This window comes from Pedobacter sp. Bi27, assembly GCF_918698255.1.
GTDB lineage: Bacteria > Bacteroidota > Bacteroidia > Sphingobacteriales > Sphingobacteriaceae > Pedobacter.
This window is the reverse complement of record NZ_CAKKMW010000001.1, coordinates 1,246,142-1,263,543: the sequence shown is the minus strand read 5'-3', so window position 1 is coordinate 1,263,543 and position 17,402 is coordinate 1,246,142. Positions and strand designations below refer to the sequence as shown.

Here is a 17,402-nt window from a genome sequence, read left to right as displayed (position 1 = left end):
ATTTTGGGATATGTTGTATTGATAAATTGGCATTTATTGCGCCATAAAACTAAAAAAAGATTCTCTCATTTCGGTAAGTTCTTCTTCTTCTCTTTCGTTAGCTTAACTAACAACTTTTTCTGTTAAATGTTTAGTGGTTTGAAAGGTATTGTGGAAGGAAACCAGCTATAAATAGTATAAATGTAATAAAGGCGGTGAAAAATAAAAAAGGTTTAATGCCAGCGGTACTGCCACCATTCTTTAATATCAGTTGTCTGGCTACGTCTGAAGTGAGCAATGATACGCAGATTAAAAATACGAAAGCAAGCGCTAAGCCAACACCAATACCAAATATTTCTGTCTCTTTTCTGGTGTAAAATACGTTGAAAAAATCGGATAGGAAGAGTAAGTTCCAGATTACCACTATACCTACGGCAACTGGAATTTTAATCGGGAAACCAGTTTGAGCCTGAAGCTGGCTGATCTCCTGCTCAATGTAACTTGGGGTAGGTTCGGTATCATTAAGAAAACCCGTTTGTGTGATCTCTGCCACCCGCTCCTCTGCATTTCCCAGAAAGGTAAAGAAGATGTCTTTATTGTATTTTTCAACTCGGTGGGTAATCCTGATTGAACTACCTAATATAGAAGTATGGGGAGTAATGGCGATAATATCTGAGCGTTTAAAAACGAAATTGCCCCTGATAGATGCATTAAGTTCGAGTTTAAATTCGCTTACTTTTAATGTGGCAAAAGGCCAGGTTGCCTTAAAACCGCCTATTCTAACGCCACCGGTTTCTTCAAATGTATTCATTTATCGAGCAGTTAATCTGTTCGAATATATTCCATTTAATCTGATTTTTTATAGTCTCGATTAAATTTATCTGAAGAAAAATAAAAGCCAATATCAATCACCGTTATTGTTTAACGCGGATTAACATTGACTTTAAAAATGTTTTTAACTGGCAACAGCTACCGCATTCTTGTTAATGTGGTTAGGCAGTTCTTCAAGCGTATATAAGTTAACCAACGATTCTCTTAATACATTTTTAGCATCATACCACATGTTTTCTTGGGTAAAATGACAAACGCCATTGGTTAGCTCGGTAATAATTGCACCAATTAAGGTTGCAAAATGGTTTTCGAAAACATCGCCAGAATGATATTTTAAAGAAAATACTTTGTTGTAATTTTGAAGCTGAGCTTCAACCTCTGCGCTCAGTTTTATAGGTTTTGCAACCTTTCTTTTTTTCTTTTTAAATAATCCCAATATCTTTTGTACAAAACTCTGCTTGATGATTTTGTCTTTAAAGAGCTTTTTCTTGTATTCCTTAAGGTCGAATGATTTAAGGGATACGCCAAAGTTTAGTTTTAGGTTATTCTCGTTAAATATTTCCAAACTGGGTTTGTCCCATTTAAAAACGATAGGCAAGCTTCCATTCGGGTTTCTAAATGAAAAAGAGGAGTTAATATCCAGAACATTTTCATGCTCATTTAAACGTTTTAAAATTGTTGGGATAAGATCGTCTGTTAATGAATTGGTGTAGATGTTTATATAAGCACTCATGTTTAATTAAGATTAGCTGAAATCAATTATCGCAAATGGGCAATTGCCATAGGCTTTATTAAATGATAGTAAGGATATCATTATATTGTAGAGTGATCCATTTTAAATAGATTCGGCTCTTCAATATTCGATTAACTTGGAAATCTTAAGGTGAATTGGCGGTTGTCGTTTTTCATTTGTATATGTGTTTTTTTGTGTGGCATTATTTTCGGCGGATGCGTTTTTTTAAATTTCAATTACTTAAACGAATCAAAAGACTGAAACGTTACAGTTAAATTTTTTTTAATAGCCCTTGAGCAATAATTATACCACAAATACGTTGACTATTTTAATCTTTCCAGCAGCGTTTTCATGTTGTTTAGCTGTAGGATGTTTTTAAATTCGGGCGTGTCAAAACCACCTTTATCTATCACATGCTTTAAGCTTCTGTTAAAGCTTCTTACGGAGATGCCCAGGTAGGCAGCCATGTCTTCTTTTGAGATGGAGATATGCTCATCGGCCTGTAGTTTGAGCAATTTTAAAAGTGCATATTCCAAGGTATATAGTTGTTGGAAGGATGCCCGTGTACTGGTTTGTATAATTCTGGTAGACAGTTCCTGGAGTAAGATTGTAGTAAATTCACTACTTTTATTGATCAGGGAAAGGAATAAATGGTCAGGGATAACATAGGCTGTAACATCACTTATTGCGGCTACGTTGCACAAACAATAAATCTTTTTTAAAGCTTCTAGTTCGCCAACCACTTCACCTTTGCCTAAAAATTCGATAATAAAGTCCTTGCCGTTTTCCTCAGAGATGAAACACTTGCTTATTCCTTCTTTAATAATGTAGATATTGCTGATTTTTTCTCCCTGTTCAATAAATCTATAGCCCGCTTTAAAGTTTTTAAGTGTAATGGTTCCCCCTTCACTTTCGGTACAGAAACGTTCGATAAAGGATAAGAAAGTAAGATTGGTCCGTAGCATATTTTTCAGTCAGGACAAATGTCCTTTTTTAGCAGTCTTGGTTGCGTTACTTTTGTCGCATTAAAAGTAAGCATAACAATGAAAAATCAAATTACCGTAATTGCTTTTGATGCTGATGATACCCTTTGGGTAAACGAACCATATTTCCGCGAAACGGAAGAACAGTTTGCAGGTCTTTTAGAAGATTTTATGCCTCATCATAGCATTCTGGCCGAACTTTACAAAACTGAGATAGCCAATTTGCCACTTTACGGCTACGGGATTAAAGGTTTTGTTTTGAGTATGATCGAAACAGTTTTGAGGATAACTGAAGGTAAAATAGACCCTATTGTGATTAGTAAAGCGATAACACTAGGACAGGAAATGCTCAATAAACCAGTTGAATTGCTTGATGGGGTAGAAGAGGTACTTAAAGCCCTGCACGGAAAATACAGATTAGTGGTTGCGACGAAAGGCGACCTGCTCGATCAACAGCGCAAACTCACCAAATCAGGACTCGATCACTATTTTCACCATATTGAAATTATGAGCGATAAACAGGAAAAAGATTATCAAAAACTGATCAAACACCTGGATTGTAAACCTGAGGAGTTTTTAATGCTGGGCAACTCCTTAAAATCGGATGTTTTACCAGTACTGAATATTGGCGGACATGCCGTTCACATCCCCTTCCATACCACATGGGTACATGAAAGTATCGATCATACCATTGAACATGTAAATTTTTATCAGATGGAAAATCTATCTGAGGTTTTACCAAAATTAATTGAATGAAAGAAAAAATAGATATAAATACCTGGATCAGAAAAGATCATTTTAAATTTTTTAGCGCCTTTGACGAACCTTTCTTTGGCGTAACCGTAGAAGTAGACTGTACCGCTACCTACGAAGAAGCAAAAGAACATCAAGTTTCTTTTTTCCTGCTTTATCTGCACAAATCGCTGGTTGCTGCAAATCAGGTAGAGCCTTTTAGTTACCGCATTATTGATGGCGAAGTTTGGAAATACGATAGCGTGAATGCTGCAGCTACCATCAACAGACCAAATGGCACATTCGGATTTGGCTATATGGATTTCTACAGGGATTTTGAAGATTTTAGAACATCAGCCAATAAGGAGATCGAAAAGGTACAGGCCAGCACGGGTTTAATCCCTTCCTCATCAGGTGAAAATGTGATCCACTATTCGGCATTACCCTGGTTGAACTTCACATCCTTATCACATGCCCGCAATTTTGCTTATCAGGATAGCTGCCCCAAAATATCTTTTGGCAAGGTTAGGGATGAAAACGGAAGAAAAATAATGTCGGTTTCCATACATGTAAACCATGCTTTGATGGATGGTTATAACGTTGCGCAGTTTGTAGATGCCTATCAGGAGCTATTAAACAAAAAAGAGGTTAGCGCGTATATTTAGCCTAAACCTTTAAGGAATTAAACCTAAAGGATATTTAATGTTCGGTTAATATTAGGAATTTATTTTCGGTGATGTTTATAGCTGCCGTTATTATTCCTTTTTATCTTTTAGCTATTGTAGCCATGTGTTATATGGATACCGTTTTTAAGGCCATTATGTTTTTTGTGCCGTTACTTATTGCCACATTTGTACTTTTTCTGTTCATTAATTATCCTATGCAATCGGTTTTTGCGGTAATCTGTTTAATGGCCATGTTTGCTTTTAAACCTAAAGATTAATTAAAAAATGAATTATGATTTGCATTCGAGAAAGTATTTGCTATTTTTGCTGCTCAGGCAGGAAGCTTGTTTCAATTACCGAATGATTATTTAATTATTAGTAATATTAAAATTGGGGGATTAGCTCATTTGGCTAGAGCGCTTCGCTGGCAGTGAAGAGGTGATCGGTTCGAATCCGATATTCTCCACCCTTATAATTAAGCCCTTAAATTTAATTTAAGGGCTTTTTTGTGCTTTGAAATGGTGGTTTTTCAGCACGAAATAAGCACGATTGATATCTTAAATAAATACATTTAAAGTGATTGAACGAATATGAATGTGGCACAGCATGCGATCTGGCTTTCGCCGCAAGTAAGGCGCTCAGCCCTTACAGTGCAATTATACAAATGAACAAAACTATCTATCAATATTAGCTAAAATTTCCTCATGCTGGTGCACGCCTGTGGCGTGTGAGAAATGAATAGAATTGTAGCAAAGCCTGGCAGCAAAGTTAGGCTTTGCTTGTTTGTAAATACCTCTTCGGTAAACGCAATAGCTTGATATGTAGAATGATAATACTTTGTAGTGGCAAGGAGTTGACTGACGAAATTTTGGAGTACGGATTAAGTGGACAGAAATTAAATGTAAATGGAACATCTCCAAGAGTTGCACAAAAAAATAGAACAAAATATTATAATGACCCTACAGTTTATGGAATCAATCCTCAACGGAGGAAGCGGGCCTGTTAACCAAGTTAGACCACAACCGAAGAAATAACATGTCATTATCACAAATCGACCTAAGAACTAGATATCAGCATAAACATGCGCCAATATTTAATACTCAAAGCTGGTGTATTTCAGAACTGTACTGGTCCTTTTTAAAAAACTATGATGTTGGAAAAGTTAAGAAATGTTTTATTCAGGTGAGTGACGACTGGGGCGATGAAGTAAATAAATATACTAACTGGAATGATTGCAAAGGAATTAATATGTCATTTGCTTTTGAAGAATATTTTGATAAAAGCGACTATCATAAAAAGGAAATGTTGCTTGAGATCGTTCATAGAGGTATGATGGCAATTGCAGGTAAAGAAGGATGGGATTCAGATCCGCTGTTAGATGCATTCAACTCTTGTAGGGCTGCTAATTTAGATTATTCATTTCTGGTTCAGGGTAAATTTAAAAACTCTCCAAGTAGAAAATATAAATTTGGGCTTTGGTGTGAATGGGGTCTTAACGAACTTAAAGTTTTTTGGATTCTTAAAGACAGAAATGAGGAAGAGATAAAGCGGGTTTTGTTAATTAATGAAAGTTTAGCTAAAGGAGAATCGGTTTATTATTTTACCTATAAATGGATGGATAATGAGACTGTAGTGGTAACAGATGATTATAGTAATGTAAACCGATTATGGAAAATAGATATTAATATATAGTAGTCATAAGAGTTAAGCTAAGTTATACTAATGTTGTTTTTTTAATTCTAAGGCACAAATTATGAAAAGCCAAAATAGTATTGGAATAAGGTACAGTAGCATCTCGAAAAAAACCAAATCGGAGATGTTGAGTTTAGGGCCTGAGGTTAAGGGTATTACTGTTGGAAAGTCTGGTAGTTGTTACTATCAGCTCCTTGATGGCAGAGTTATCTATGATGTGATTGGCGTTAAGTATTACTTATTCCAAAATCTTATTGATTTTGAGAGTTTTATTGCGTTGTCACAATCAGAAAAAACTTATGTCACTACTGCTATTTATCCAATAGATGATGAGAATTTTATTGAACACAAGGATGAATATATTAATACTTTTATTAAGCGTTTTACATCTAAAATTGCATTTGAAAGAATGGATGAACTAAAGCGGATCGATGAATTTTTGAGTACTTTGGATAAAGCACAATTATGGGAACTCAGAATCCCTATAATTGCGACTTGTGGGGAATTTTTGATAAATAAATCTAATACCGGCACATGGAAGTATTTAAACACATCTATCAAAGGAGTCAAACAACGGCAGCCTATCTTTATAGTTGAGGGTAAATTGATTAGTCCTTCTTTGATTTTTGACCTGGAGTACGATAAGAAATTGAAAAATAAAAATTATCAGGTCAACTTCTTTGATGGGATATCTTCTAGGCTTTAATAGCACTTGGATTCACAAAAAAAGAAGCAGATGAGATGGCACATTATTCAAGTACATATGCTGATCATCCTACTAATCGATAAGATTTGCTGATTTTATGTGGCATCCACTCGCAACAAAAGTCCATCCTTATCGCTCTGGAATAAATTATAATAAAACTAAAGATTCCCAATTGGAAAAAAAATAATGTTTGACATTCTATGATGAGTGATAAAGAAGCTGAAAGTGGAATGACATGAGAACAAGCAACAGCCAGAGGATTAAAATTTGGATGGGATAATATATTTAGTTCTGATGGAGGTAAAGATCTAGGGAAATTTGAGTAGGGTATTCATACTTTGCAAGACGCAATAGTACATGGAGGAATGACAACTCATGAGCATTTTGGTTCAAATTGGTCATCCGTTAAACAAACTTTATTTAAAGGTATGTTTGGGTCAACTGATGATGCTTCAAATCTTACAAGATCCGCGGGAATAGTTACCCGGCTAATGGCAGGAAAAGATGTTAAATTTAAAAAAAAATGAAGAATTGAATTTCAGAGGGATGTCGAATAATCGGGTGTCGTTAATGATTGGATTGTTGTTAAAGCAAGGGTTTTCGGGCACTATAAAGATGAATTGATATGAAAGTAATTATTTTAGTTTTGAAAATTGTTGTAATAGGCTTTTTATGTTTGGATTTATTATACTGGGGTGCTATTTATGGTTCAGGTCATAAAATTCCTAAAGATACTGAGTGGTTCTTGGCGAAATGGGCTATAATTTTAGCTTTTACTTTACTTTCAGTTGTTTTACTTTCAAAGAGGCTTGTAAAGAAATAGCAATTATTTCAAATTAGATGCTTAATGATTTTTAATACTTTACTATCAATATAAGATCCAAAGCCTAGCAGAAATGTTGGGCTTTGTTATTTCTTTAGGAGTTCAAGTTTAAGCAATCTCAGAATCAGTCGACCCAGTAAACAGATTTTAGATGGGACATCTTTGGGAGCAGGAGCTGTGGAAACTATTACCTCTGGTATAGCTACCTTTGCAAAGGATCCGACAACTCGAGAAGTTGCAGAAAAGGCTGGGAAATATTTAGGTGTCCCTGGAAAGGTACTCGGTGTAGCTGCCCTTAAAAATGATGTTAATAATATATATCAAAAAGGGCTTTCTAAAATGACCTTTGCAGATGGAGCGAAGCTGGGCTTATCAATTGCTCAACTAGCGCTTAAGGTTAATCGTATCTTTGGCGTATGGAATAATGGATGCCATGGGTTATAATCCTGGTGATATGATCGCAGATTATTAAAATGACAAATAATGAAAAAAGAGATACGACATATATATTTTAGGCTCTATAAATACTATGACAATGATAGGTCAATTCCATTAGTATCTATATTTTGTGTAATATTTGCAATAATGGTTTTTATGGCTTTTGGGCTATTTAATGTCATGAAAATATTTTTTGGAAAGGGACTATTCACTTTTCCTGTAGCTAAGGCTGGAACAATTATGTATCTGTGGCCATTATTGTTGTTTTTTCCATTATACTTCATTTTTAAGTATTTGATGCAAAAAGAAAGACTACATGATTCGATCATGAATGAATTTGAAAATGAATCTGAAAAGGAGAGAAGAAATAGTATTTTTATAACATTATGTGTGGTTATATTTCCCTTAGTCTTCTTCTTTTTGACACTTTACATAAGAGGATAGTTTCCGAATACGTCTGGTTGTAGCGTTTTGCTACCGCCTATTCAAACAATCCCCTTGCAGGTGTATCGTGTGTTTAATCGGTTCGCTATTTACATGCTCCTTTTGCATTGTCTAAGCAGGAGCTCGCGGCTTTCTAGAGCTAGGTTTTAAGGAAAAGATGGGATTAAGAATGAAGACAGGAAAAAAAGGATGTAAAAGTAATATAGCGGCAACAAAAATTTTAAGTTTTATGGTTAGGTATTAAGGTGGGATAGGTGTGTTTCTTATCACACGCATCTGGTGGTGAAAATGGGCATGCCATCCGGCAATGCCCAGATCGTCGTCTTAACTATCACTAACTGCTGGCCATACTTCTACAATGACCAGTATGTTTTTATTTATTATGAAAAGCGTTTACCCCGTTTTCTAAGAATTTTTTATAATTTGTTATATCATAATCTGCACCCTGTGGTTGTCCCAGTATTGCTTCTGTTTTGGGATCGAGCAGTACATAAAAAGGCTGTGAGTTAGACTGGAATTTCCTGGCCTGCAGATCACTCCATTTTTTACCAATGGTATTGAGTTTTCTTCCCTCGGGTGTAATTACTACATCAGCTGGTGCCAGTTCCGATTTATCATCTACATATAACTGGATCAGTACATAATCATCGTTGATCATTTTGTACACATCCTTGTCTGGCCAAACATTAGCTTCCATTTTTCTACAGTTTACGCAGGCATGGCCAGTAAAATCAATCAGTACGGGTTTGTTTAGTTTTTTGGCTGCAGTTAAACCTTCGCTATAATCGAAATAGGCATTCAGCTTTAATGGTGCATGGAACTTATCCGCATATTTATGTGGGCCATCATTTGTTGACGTTTGTTTTCCTGCAAGTAATCCAGCAGTATAAAGGTCAAAATCTTGTGTTTCCTGTGGCGGAAGAAAAGCCGATACACTGCGTAACGGTGCGCCCCACATGCCAGGGATTAAGTAAACGGTAAAGGCAAGAACTATTGTTGCCAGAAAAAGCCTCGGTACGGAGATAAAAGCCAGCGGACTATCATGGGAAAACTTCAGTTTGCCTAAAAGATACATGCCCATCATCCCGAAAATAACAATCCACAGGCTTAAGAATATTTCCCTGTCAAACCACTCCCAGTGGTAGGCCAGATCTACATTGCTTAAGAATTTTAACGCAAAAGCGAGTTCAAGAAAACCGAGCACAACCTTAACACTGTTTAGCCAACCGCCAGATTTCGGCAGTTTGTTCATTGCCGATGGAAAAAGTGCAAACAGTGCAAAAGGAATGGCCAGGGCCAGAGAAAAACCGAACATGCCTATTGCAGGGCCTAATATAGCCCCTGTTGTGGCTGCCTGCACCAGTAGCGTGCCTATAATGGGGCCTGTGCAGGAGAAAGATACCAGGGCCAAAGTTCCGGCCATGAAAAACAATCCTGCAATGCCGCCTCTATCAGAATTGGCATCCATTTTATTTACCCAGGAAGAGGGCAGGGTAATTTCGAATGCCCCTAAAAACGAAGCTGCAAAAACAACCAGCAATAAGAAGAAAAAAAAGTTAAAAATACCGTTGGTAGACAGGCTGTTCAGGGCATCGGCACCAAAAATTACCGTTACCAAAAGCCCAAGCACCACATAAATAAGGATAATGAAAAAGCCATAGAGTGCCGCACGCCGAAAGGCCTTTCCTTTTTCTGATCCTTTAGTAAAAAAACTTACCGTAAGGGGCAGCATGGGGAAGATACAGGGCATCAGCAAAGCTGCTAAACCGCCAACAAAACCTGCAATAAAAATTCCCCACAAGGTTTTTTGTTCTTCTTTCGGTTGGGCAATAGTTTTTTGAGTAACAGCAGGAGCAGCTATTTTAGCAACAGTATCAGTTGCTTTAATTGTGCTGTCAACCGCTTCTGGCTTAATCTCTGTAAAAGTCAGCTCTTCGGTATTTGTGCTGTCCTGTGCATATCCACTTAAGGATATTGCGCAACAGAACAGCAAACCGAGACAGATTTTCTTTAAGGATATCATATGCTTTGTTACGCTATTATTTTACAGGAATGCTAAAATCTACCTGTTCTGGTGGTAAACATTGTTTGTCATCGCATACCATAAACTCTACATTACCTTTAACGGTTGCGCTTTTGCCTTTTAGCTTTACTTTTTGTTGAAATACTACTGACTTTTCGAAGTAGCTTACATCCATTTTGAAAGTAGATTCGAATTTGGTTATGGCTTTTGGTTCGATGGTTTTTCCAACGAGGGTATAAGCACCTGATGATGGAAAACTAAAGGTTGTTTTAACCGGACCGCCATCTTTAACAAATTGCGAATAGAGGTGCCAGCCCTGATCTATAGTGGCCTTAATGAAAACAGTAGCCGTATTCGGCCCGGTTTTTTTTGCTGCGTAACTCCAGGTTACAGGTTTTAAAATCTGGCTGTATGCGCTAAGGCTGATCAGGCATATGGCGCAGCATAAAATGGTGATTTTTTTCATGTTGTGGTTTATTTGTTGATTGTTTTGATTAATGTAATCTGCTAAAGGCCTGGTAGTCGATAAAGTCTACTTCAGGACTAATGTATCCGGTTTTAACCGCTTCTACCTTCATTAAATCGGTACTTAAATATTTTTTGTTGCTATCTGAAAAGATGGTCACTACACAGCTTTCTGTGCCCATTTTTTTTTGTTGTTTTATGGCGCCGATTACATTAGCGCCCGATGATATACCTACGGCTAAACCAAGTTTCTCGGCCAGTTTTTGCGCCATAAGTATGGCATCGCCATCGTTTACCTGTACCACTTCATCCAGCTCGTTAAGCTTAACAATTTCGGGGATAAATTCATCAGAAATGCCCTGGATTCTATGACTGCCTACTTTATAACCAGTAGTTAAGGTAGGCGATTCGGCAGGCTCCAATGGATGTATCTTAATACCCGGATTTTGCTTTCTTAAGAAATTTCCTACCCCCATAATAGTCCCCCCGGTGCCTACTCCGGCAACAAAAGCATCAGGTGAAAGATTTTTCAAGCGCAACTGCTCCCAGATTTCTTTACCAGTGGTGTGTTCATGTGCTTCCGGATTGGCGATATTCTCGAACTGTTTAGGCAAGAAAATATCCGGATCGCTTGCTGCCATCTGTTCTGCAAGTTTAATGCTGCCGATAAAACCGCCTTCTTCTTTGCTCACCAGAATAATCTCTGCACCTAAACTTTTAATAATATCCATGCGCTCTTTGCTCAACCAATTTGGCATAATGATGGTAACCGGATGGCCCAAAGCTTTACCTATGGCCGCAAATGCAATCCCGGTATTGCCGCTGGTGGCTTCAACAATCCGATCACCAGCTTTGATCTTACCTTCGGCATATGCTTTTTTTAGCGTGTAAAGTGCCATCCGGTCTTTAATGCTGCCAGTTAAGTTGTAATGCTCGCATTTAACATAAATTTTGCCTACACGCCCCTGGTAGGTGTAGGTGAGCTCAAGCATTGGTGTGTTACCAACCAGAAGCGATAAATGTTCGAATTTTCCCTCCATGGCAGAAGTCATTTTATTTGCTGTTATTGTAGTCATAACTGTTGATTACATCGTATAGCAGTGGCTATTTTGATTGATTTTTATTTCGGTAAAATTCAGTATTATAATTTTTTAGGTCAATACATGTTGTTTTTTACAGAAAATTTCTGCTTTTTTGATTATTATTTAGTCTTTATTTCAGTTTTGGCTTGATTTTTTAACTTTCATTATATTTTTTTTCAATTTATTATCGTTCAATGACCCACGGAGATTTAGATCAGGTTGATGTAGAAATACTAAAATTGTTGCAACATGATGCCTCTTTAACCAATAAAGAAGTATCCTTGAAGCTGCATAAATCTATAGCCACTATCCATGAACGGATAAGACGATTAAAGGAACAAGGCTATATTAAAAGGATTGTGGCCATTCTCGACCGGAAAAAGATCAATAGAAACCTGATCGCTTTTTCACATGTACTGTTGAAAGAACATACGGCTAAAACCCTGATCGAATTCGAAACCGAAGTTTCTAAGTTTGGCGAGGTAATGGAATGTTTGCAGATGACCGGTGCCCACGATTTTATTCTCCGTATCGCGACCAGGGATATGGATGATTACCACGAATTTCTGCGGAACAAACTCGCTACACTGCCCAATATCACAACTGTTCAAAGTTATTTTGTACTCTCAGAGCCTAAAAGTGAAACGGCATATCCTATCTGATCCCGTTAGATGGTTTGTGACAAAATTTTTCTGCCTCAAGCAATGTAATCTTGGATACCGCTGCTGGTAATCGGGTTAATGTAATTCTAATTATCAAAAAAATCATCTCTTTAAAGCAAACAATTTTCAATAATTTAGGCCTGCAGGTACCTGAAAGGCGGCGGTGCGAAAACTACTCATGATTGCTCCACTCCAGCCACTGAAAATATAAATCCAACGCCATAAACATTGTTGATTTTTACGTTTGAAGAAACAGCAAGCAATTTCCGTAGTCTGACGATAAAAACATCAAGGCTTCTTCCTAAAAAATAGTCGCTTTCACCCCAGATCTGAACCAGAATCTCTTCCCGCTTGGTGATTACGTTCCGGTTTTTGTTGAGATATTCCAGCAACTCCGCTTCACGCTGTGTTAGCGTTATTGGGGTTTGCCCGGGTATGCTAAGTTCCAGCAAGTCTTTATTGAGGCATAGGTCACCTATGTTCAGTATATTAGTTACTAATTCCTTTTCCCGCTGTGCTTTAGGGATTTGATGCCAGATAATGTTCCGTATTCTTAATACCAGTTCATCAATGTCAAAAGGCTTACAGATATAATCTACCGCACCAAGTGTAAGCCCTTTCACCCTGTCGGGTTTCTCTTTGCGCGCCGTAAGAAAAAGAAAGTATACATCGGGGTTAAGTTCCCTGATTTTTCCAGCCACCCCGAATCCATCAATATCGGGAAGTTGAATATCTATGATAATCAGATTGTAATCAGCGTGATTTTTTTGGTATAGGTTAATCGCTTCTGCTCCAGAACAGCACCAATCCACCGAAAAATCCATCAGTTCAAGGTACTGTCGGGTTACATTACCCAGATCTGTTTCATCCTCCACATAAAGTAGTCTTCTCTTCACGGCCTGCATTAAATCACAATTAAAATTTCGCTTCCCTGTCCGATGCTACTTTGCACTTCCAACTTCCAGTTATGGATCTGGATGCATTGCTGCACATAATACATGCCAAGACCTAAGCCGCTAACATGTTCCCGGCCAGGATTTTTGCCCCTGTAAAACTTGTCGAAGAGATGTTCAACCGTATATTTTTCCATTCCTATTCCATTATCTCTTATGCTGATCCTCAAACCATTCGATGTCCCATCAACGGTGATGTGTATTTCTTTAGGTGTTTTATCACTGTATTTTATAGCGTTGTCGAAGATATTCGATAACATGGTGGTCACCCAGAATCTATTCAGGTATACCTGCGTTCCGTTGTTTATACCCTGAGTGTAAAAATATACATTTTTATCATGCATTTTAACACGGTAGTCTTGTATTACTTCAGTTAAAAGTTGGCAGAAAATAACCTCTTTTTTTTCTATTTCGGTATTTACCAGGGTAATGTCCATTACCTGATTGAATAAGGTCTGTAGCTGTTTGGTTTGCCTTGCAATGATTTCAGTAAATTCAGTAATGCTTTCTTTGCTGTTAAATACTTTTTCATTCTGTATCGCTCTGTTAGCCACCATAATTGTCGAAATAGGAGTGTTGAATTCGTGGGTTATACTGTTTATAAAGTCAGATTTCATGTCTGATATCTTTTTTTGTTTAGACCAGCTTTTAAATGTAAAATAATAAACAAAAAAGACTAACAGTAATGCAAACAGGGTAAGCAATAAAACCGGAATAGCACTTTTAAAGATTTCAGCTTGTCTGTCAATGCGATCGGCAAAGAAAGTGACAGTGATATCATAGGAATATGGACTGGATGGCCCCATAGACATTGAAGTGACTATGTTTTGTGCTTGGGGAGACTTAAGTTTTCCGCTAACGATGTACCCTTGTGGAGACTGTAGGTTTGCTTTTAGAAACGGATATTTTTTCTGATAGTGATATAAAGGGATCGGCTTGTTATCGCTGAACCGCAGGCTGATGCTGTTGATGACAATGAGATATTCAAGTTGATCATCCAGTTTATATTGTTTTTTTATCTCTTGTATGAGGGAGTCAGTTGGATTTCTGGTTTGTAACTCCTCAAACATCATTGCAAGAAGTGAATCAGTGTACTGGTTTTTTATGGAGCCAGATTTAAGATATTCACTTTCTAAGGATTCGATATTTTTAACGAGATAGCTGTCTAGGAGCGAAAACCCTCCAGCATAAATACTTTCCTTGCTGACATTTTTTAAGTAAAACTGTTTCAGCTTTTGTTTCAAATCGACCTGATATTGCTTGTTCTTTAGTTCAAATGTGTTATATATCAGGTACAGCAGCACCCCAACAAGGATGATAAACCCGGTGAAGGCAGTTGTTTGATACTTTTTGAGCTCGGTCATTTTGCGCTAAAATAATAAAAAATTGAAGCGGTCTGGTCCCATTAACATTTCGTTATGATTTCATTAACAGGATTTACAGGAAATGCCGGATAAATTTGCGGATCGATAGCGGCAAACCATGTTGCTGTTATTAACAACTCTTAAATATTATTTATAAAAATGAAAAATTTAACTTTAAAAATCGGATTGCTGATCACATTATTGACCAGCATTACTGCCTACGGACAAACAAACAGGTCTGCAGCTGCGTATGGGCGTGAGGAATACATAGAAGTTGAGAAAAATGTAAAACTTCACGTAACTGATCTGGGTGAAGGGCAGCCGTTAATCTTGATCCATGGCTGGCCGCTAAGCGACGCCATGTACGAATATCAGTACGCTTATTTTGTAGAAAAAGGCTTTAGGGTAATCGGCATTACGCTACGGGGATTTGGCCTGTCAGACAAACCGGGAGGTAAATACAATTACGATGTTTTTGCTGATGATATTAAGGTCATTCTTGATAAATTAAATATCAAAAATGCCACAATCGGTGGATTTTCGATGGGAGGGGCAACAGTGATTCATTATGTAGCCAAGTATAATGGTGCGCATGTATCTAAAATGGCCTTATTCGGCGCAGCTGCACCAATGTGGACAAAAAGAGCCGATTTTAACTTTGGGCTTTGGACAAAAGAAGACGTAGACGGTTTAATCAAATTGAATAATACAGACAGGCCTCAGTTGCTGGCCAATTTTGGGCAGATTTTTCCTGCAAGCCAGACAAGTGTTGCTCCAGGCTATGGTGCTTGGTTGGGTACAATCCAGGCGCAAGCCTCACCTTATGCAATGGCAGAAGGCCTTAAGACTTTAAGAGACGCTGACCTGCGTGCCGACCTGAAAAAAATTCAGTTGCCTACGTTGATTTTACATGGTAGATCAGATAAAATTTGTTCTTATGAGCTGGCGGAACAAATGAGTAAACTACTCAAAAACGCTAAACTGGTCCCTCTTGAAAAAAGCGGCCATGCCCTGTTCATCGAGGAGATGGAAAAATTCAACTCAGAACTTTTGAATTTCATTAAACAATAAAGCCCATTAAACAGATGTATCACTCATGCGATACATCTGTTTTAATATTTAAGAGAAATGAAAATTGTATTTTGGCTGTTTCTTATGGTATCTGTTTGCTCCTGTAAACCATATGCTGGTATAGTAAGGTATACCTTGAGCGAAGAAAAGGTGCCTTATTCAAAAGCTGTCATTGCCAATGGGATTCTATACGCTTCGGGCCAATTAGGTATAAATCCAAAAACAAAATTGCTGCAGCCAGATCTGGCATTGCAAACTAAGCAGATCATGGATAACCTAAAGATTTTGCTGAGACAGCATAATTCGGATACACAGCACATTATTAAAGTAAATATATATTTAAAAGACATTTCACAGTTACAGCAGGTAAATGAAATTTACACCAGCTATCTTTCTGAAAAAATGCCCGCCAGAACTTCTGTTCAAATTAACGCTTTACCTCTGGGTGCTTTAATCGAAATTGATTGTATAGCACTTGTCAAGTAAATCTTTAAACCTCAAAAAAATGAAAATATATCAACGTTACTTCTTACACATCATCGCATTTTTAGGCATGTTTGGCTGCTTAGTGCCAAATAAAGCGATAGCGCAACAGTCTGGTATTAAACGCACAGATCTTCAACGGCATGACCTTTCTGTGCCGGGATACGAAGCGATTCAGGTACGTGTTGATTTTGAGCCAGGCAAGGCCTTTGGCCTGCATTCGCATCCGGGCGAAGAAATTATTAATGTTTTAGAAGGGGAGCTGGAATATGTAATTGAGGGAGAAAAGCCTGTTGTGCTGAAAGCGGGCGGAGTACTTTTCATTCCCGCTGGAAAAAATCATTCTGCCAGGAATATTGGCAAAGTAAAAGCTTCTGAACTGGCAACTTATATCGTAGTAAAAGGAAAACCGCTATTAACATGGAAAGCTGAGAAACCTTAACTATTTGGGGGACATGCTATTGCACGCGGAATTACCATATAGAGATCAATGATAGAATAGATCGGGCGATGAAAGGCATGCATTTTTCTTTTTTTCAGATTGACCCAGAACAGACCTGTATCGATTAAACAAAAAAGGCGGTCCGTAAACAGACCGCCTGAACCAAAATATAAATTTTTTTTTATTTGCTAAGGGAAGCTAGTGCATTTTCAGTGTTTAGGCTTGTTTTTGTATTGGCTGCAACGAATTTATCCATGGTCAGCTTTTGTCCTTTGCCCATTACGAGCATATGGTCGGCAGTTGAACCACTTAAGGTTAAATCAGCATGATCTTCGATCACAGTATACAACCCTTCGGTCTGTGAGTTTAAGTCTAGTGATGCATTTCCGCTTAAGAAAACCTGCAGATATTGCGTATTGATTTTACCCTCTGTTTTTACTTTAGCGTTATCCATTGCATGGATGCGATAGATATCATTTACGTAAATGGTAAGTTTTGCAGTGCTGTTATCCAAAGCGGTAATCTCTAAGCCATCTCCGCTCTGCACAACCTTAGCTTTACCAGTGTTTTCATCTGTATAGCTGATGCCGGTACGTTTTCCCTGTACAATGGTCAATTCTACATTTCCTTTTACTTTGATGCGTTTGAAGCTCAATGCTTTTGCAGTGTGAACAGGTTTGATGGTTTCAGATGCGTTAGCTGATAATACTGCTGAAGTAGATAATACCAATGCTAAAGATGATGCGAATAATGTTTTGAATAAAGTTTTCATATGCTTTGAGTTTTAATTTTTATAATGTTTTTATTGATTGTTCTGATATTAAGACGTGC

The 17,402-nt window shown here is 37.6% G+C and carries 21 protein-coding genes and 1 tRNA gene; 13 read left to right on the top strand and 9 right to left on the bottom strand.

Annotated features, from left to right (window positions below; translation table 11 throughout):
- Nucleotides 1–130: 130 nt before the first annotated feature.
- The 3 genes from LQ227_RS05075 to LQ227_RS05065 form a co-directional block, all read right to left on the bottom strand.
- Nucleotides 131–790, bottom strand: coding sequence for a hypothetical protein (locus tag LQ227_RS05075; RefSeq protein WP_230145685.1), 660 nt, complete (start codon nucleotides 788–790; stop codon nucleotides 131–133).
- A 144-nt stretch (nucleotides 791–934) separates the two neighbouring features.
- Nucleotides 935–1,543, bottom strand: coding sequence for a hypothetical protein (locus tag LQ227_RS05070; protein WP_230148508.1), 609 nt, complete (start codon nucleotides 1,541–1,543; stop codon nucleotides 935–937).
- Nucleotides 1,544–1,866: 323 nt separating this feature from the next.
- Nucleotides 1,867–2,508: a Crp/Fnr family transcriptional regulator gene (locus LQ227_RS05065; RefSeq protein WP_230145683.1), complete on the bottom strand. Its 642-nt coding sequence runs from the start codon at nucleotides 2,506–2,508 to the stop codon at nucleotides 1,867–1,869.
- A 78-nt stretch (nucleotides 2,509–2,586) separates the two neighbouring features.
- Here LQ227_RS05065 and LQ227_RS05060 point away from each other — a divergent pair, with 78 nt between their 5' ends.
- From LQ227_RS05060 to LQ227_RS05020, 9 genes are all read left to right on the top strand, one after another.
- A complete protein-coding gene (locus LQ227_RS05060; protein ID WP_230145681.1) occupies nucleotides 2,587–3,282 on the top strand; it encodes an HAD family hydrolase in 696 nt (231 codons plus the stop codon).
- Entirely contained in the window at nucleotides 3,279–3,923 is a 645-nt protein-coding gene (locus LQ227_RS05055; RefSeq protein ID WP_230145679.1) for a chloramphenicol acetyltransferase, read from the top strand. The genes LQ227_RS05060 and LQ227_RS05055 overlap by 4 nt, the downstream gene beginning before the upstream one ends.
- Nucleotides 3,924–3,994: 71 nt before the next feature.
- On the top strand, nucleotides 3,995–4,201 hold the full coding sequence (locus LQ227_RS05050; protein WP_230148506.1) for a hypothetical protein: 207 nt from the start codon (nucleotides 3,995–3,997) through the stop codon (nucleotides 4,199–4,201).
- Nucleotides 4,202–4,315: 114 nt separating this feature from the next.
- Nucleotides 4,316–4,389: transfer RNA gene (locus LQ227_RS05045), tRNA-Ala, on the top strand.
- Nucleotides 4,390–4,958: 569 nt separating this feature from the next.
- Nucleotides 4,959–5,615, top strand: coding sequence for a hypothetical protein (locus tag LQ227_RS05040; protein ID WP_230145675.1), 657 nt, complete (start codon nucleotides 4,959–4,961; stop codon nucleotides 5,613–5,615).
- A gap of 61 nt (nucleotides 5,616–5,676) precedes the next feature.
- Nucleotides 5,677–6,321, top strand: coding sequence for a hypothetical protein (locus LQ227_RS05035; RefSeq protein ID WP_230145674.1), 645 nt, complete (start codon nucleotides 5,677–5,679; stop codon nucleotides 6,319–6,321).
- Between the two features lie 625 nt (nucleotides 6,322–6,946).
- Nucleotides 6,947–7,144: a hypothetical protein gene (locus LQ227_RS05030; protein WP_230145672.1), complete on the top strand. Its 198-nt coding sequence runs from the start codon at nucleotides 6,947–6,949 to the stop codon at nucleotides 7,142–7,144.
- A gap of 162 nt (nucleotides 7,145–7,306) precedes the next feature.
- Entirely contained in the window at nucleotides 7,307–7,588 is a 282-nt protein-coding gene (locus LQ227_RS05025) for a hypothetical protein (RefSeq protein ID WP_230148504.1), read from the top strand.
- 39 nt (nucleotides 7,589–7,627) lie between these two features.
- On the top strand, nucleotides 7,628–8,026 hold the full coding sequence (locus LQ227_RS05020) for a hypothetical protein (RefSeq protein WP_230146608.1): 399 nt from the start codon (nucleotides 7,628–7,630) through the stop codon (nucleotides 8,024–8,026).
- Between the two features lie 373 nt (nucleotides 8,027–8,399).
- Here LQ227_RS05020 and LQ227_RS05015 read toward each other — a convergent pair whose 3' ends face one another.
- From LQ227_RS05015 to LQ227_RS05005, 3 genes are read right to left on the bottom strand one after another with little or no spacing between them, the layout of a single operon-like run.
- Nucleotides 8,400–10,049, bottom strand: a complete 1,650-nt coding sequence (locus LQ227_RS05015) for a protein-disulfide reductase DsbD (RefSeq protein WP_230148503.1) — start codon at nucleotides 10,047–10,049, stop codon at nucleotides 8,400–8,402.
- A 16-nt stretch (nucleotides 10,050–10,065) separates the two neighbouring features.
- Nucleotides 10,066–10,515, bottom strand: a complete 450-nt coding sequence (locus LQ227_RS05010) for a protein-disulfide reductase DsbD domain-containing protein (protein WP_230145665.1) — start codon at nucleotides 10,513–10,515, stop codon at nucleotides 10,066–10,068.
- A 28-nt stretch (nucleotides 10,516–10,543) separates the two neighbouring features.
- Nucleotides 10,544–11,590, bottom strand: a complete 1,047-nt coding sequence (locus LQ227_RS05005; RefSeq protein ID WP_230148502.1) for a PLP-dependent cysteine synthase family protein — start codon at nucleotides 11,588–11,590, stop codon at nucleotides 10,544–10,546.
- Nucleotides 11,591–11,790: 200 nt separating this feature from the next.
- Here LQ227_RS05005 and LQ227_RS05000 point away from each other — a divergent pair, with 200 nt between their 5' ends.
- Nucleotides 11,791–12,258 (top strand): Lrp/AsnC family transcriptional regulator, encoded by a 468-nt coding sequence (locus LQ227_RS05000; RefSeq protein WP_057933797.1) that lies wholly within the window; start codon nucleotides 11,791–11,793, stop codon nucleotides 12,256–12,258.
- Nucleotides 12,259–12,434: 176 nt separating this feature from the next.
- Here the strand turns inward: LQ227_RS05000 and LQ227_RS04995 are convergent, their stop codons facing one another.
- Entirely contained in the window at nucleotides 12,435–13,154 is a 720-nt protein-coding gene (locus LQ227_RS04995; protein ID WP_230145663.1) for a response regulator transcription factor, read from the bottom strand.
- 8 nt (nucleotides 13,155–13,162) lie between these two features.
- Nucleotides 13,163–14,575: a sensor histidine kinase KdpD gene (locus LQ227_RS04990; RefSeq protein WP_230148501.1), complete on the bottom strand. Its 1,413-nt coding sequence runs from the start codon at nucleotides 14,573–14,575 to the stop codon at nucleotides 13,163–13,165.
- 159 nt (nucleotides 14,576–14,734) lie between these two features.
- Between LQ227_RS04990 and LQ227_RS04985 the strand changes: the two genes are divergently transcribed.
- The 3 genes from LQ227_RS04985 to LQ227_RS04975 are packed head-to-tail and all read left to right on the top strand — an operon-like array spanning nucleotide 14,735 to nucleotide 16,571.
- Nucleotides 14,735–15,646, top strand: a complete 912-nt coding sequence (locus LQ227_RS04985) for an alpha/beta fold hydrolase (RefSeq protein WP_230145661.1) — start codon at nucleotides 14,735–14,737, stop codon at nucleotides 15,644–15,646.
- 57 nt (nucleotides 15,647–15,703) lie between these two features.
- Nucleotides 15,704–16,132, top strand: coding sequence for a RidA family protein (locus LQ227_RS04980; RefSeq protein WP_230145660.1), 429 nt, complete (start codon nucleotides 15,704–15,706; stop codon nucleotides 16,130–16,132).
- 19 nt (nucleotides 16,133–16,151) lie between these two features.
- On the top strand, nucleotides 16,152–16,571 hold the full coding sequence (locus tag LQ227_RS04975) for a cupin domain-containing protein (RefSeq protein ID WP_230148500.1): 420 nt from the start codon (nucleotides 16,152–16,154) through the stop codon (nucleotides 16,569–16,571).
- Nucleotides 16,572–16,752: 181 nt separating this feature from the next.
- On the opposite strand, the gene LQ227_RS04970 is transcribed toward LQ227_RS04975, so the two are convergent.
- A complete protein-coding gene (locus LQ227_RS04970; protein ID WP_230145658.1) occupies nucleotides 16,753–17,343 on the bottom strand; it encodes a GIN domain-containing protein in 591 nt (196 codons plus the stop codon).
- Nucleotides 17,344–17,402 lie beyond the last annotated feature (59 nt).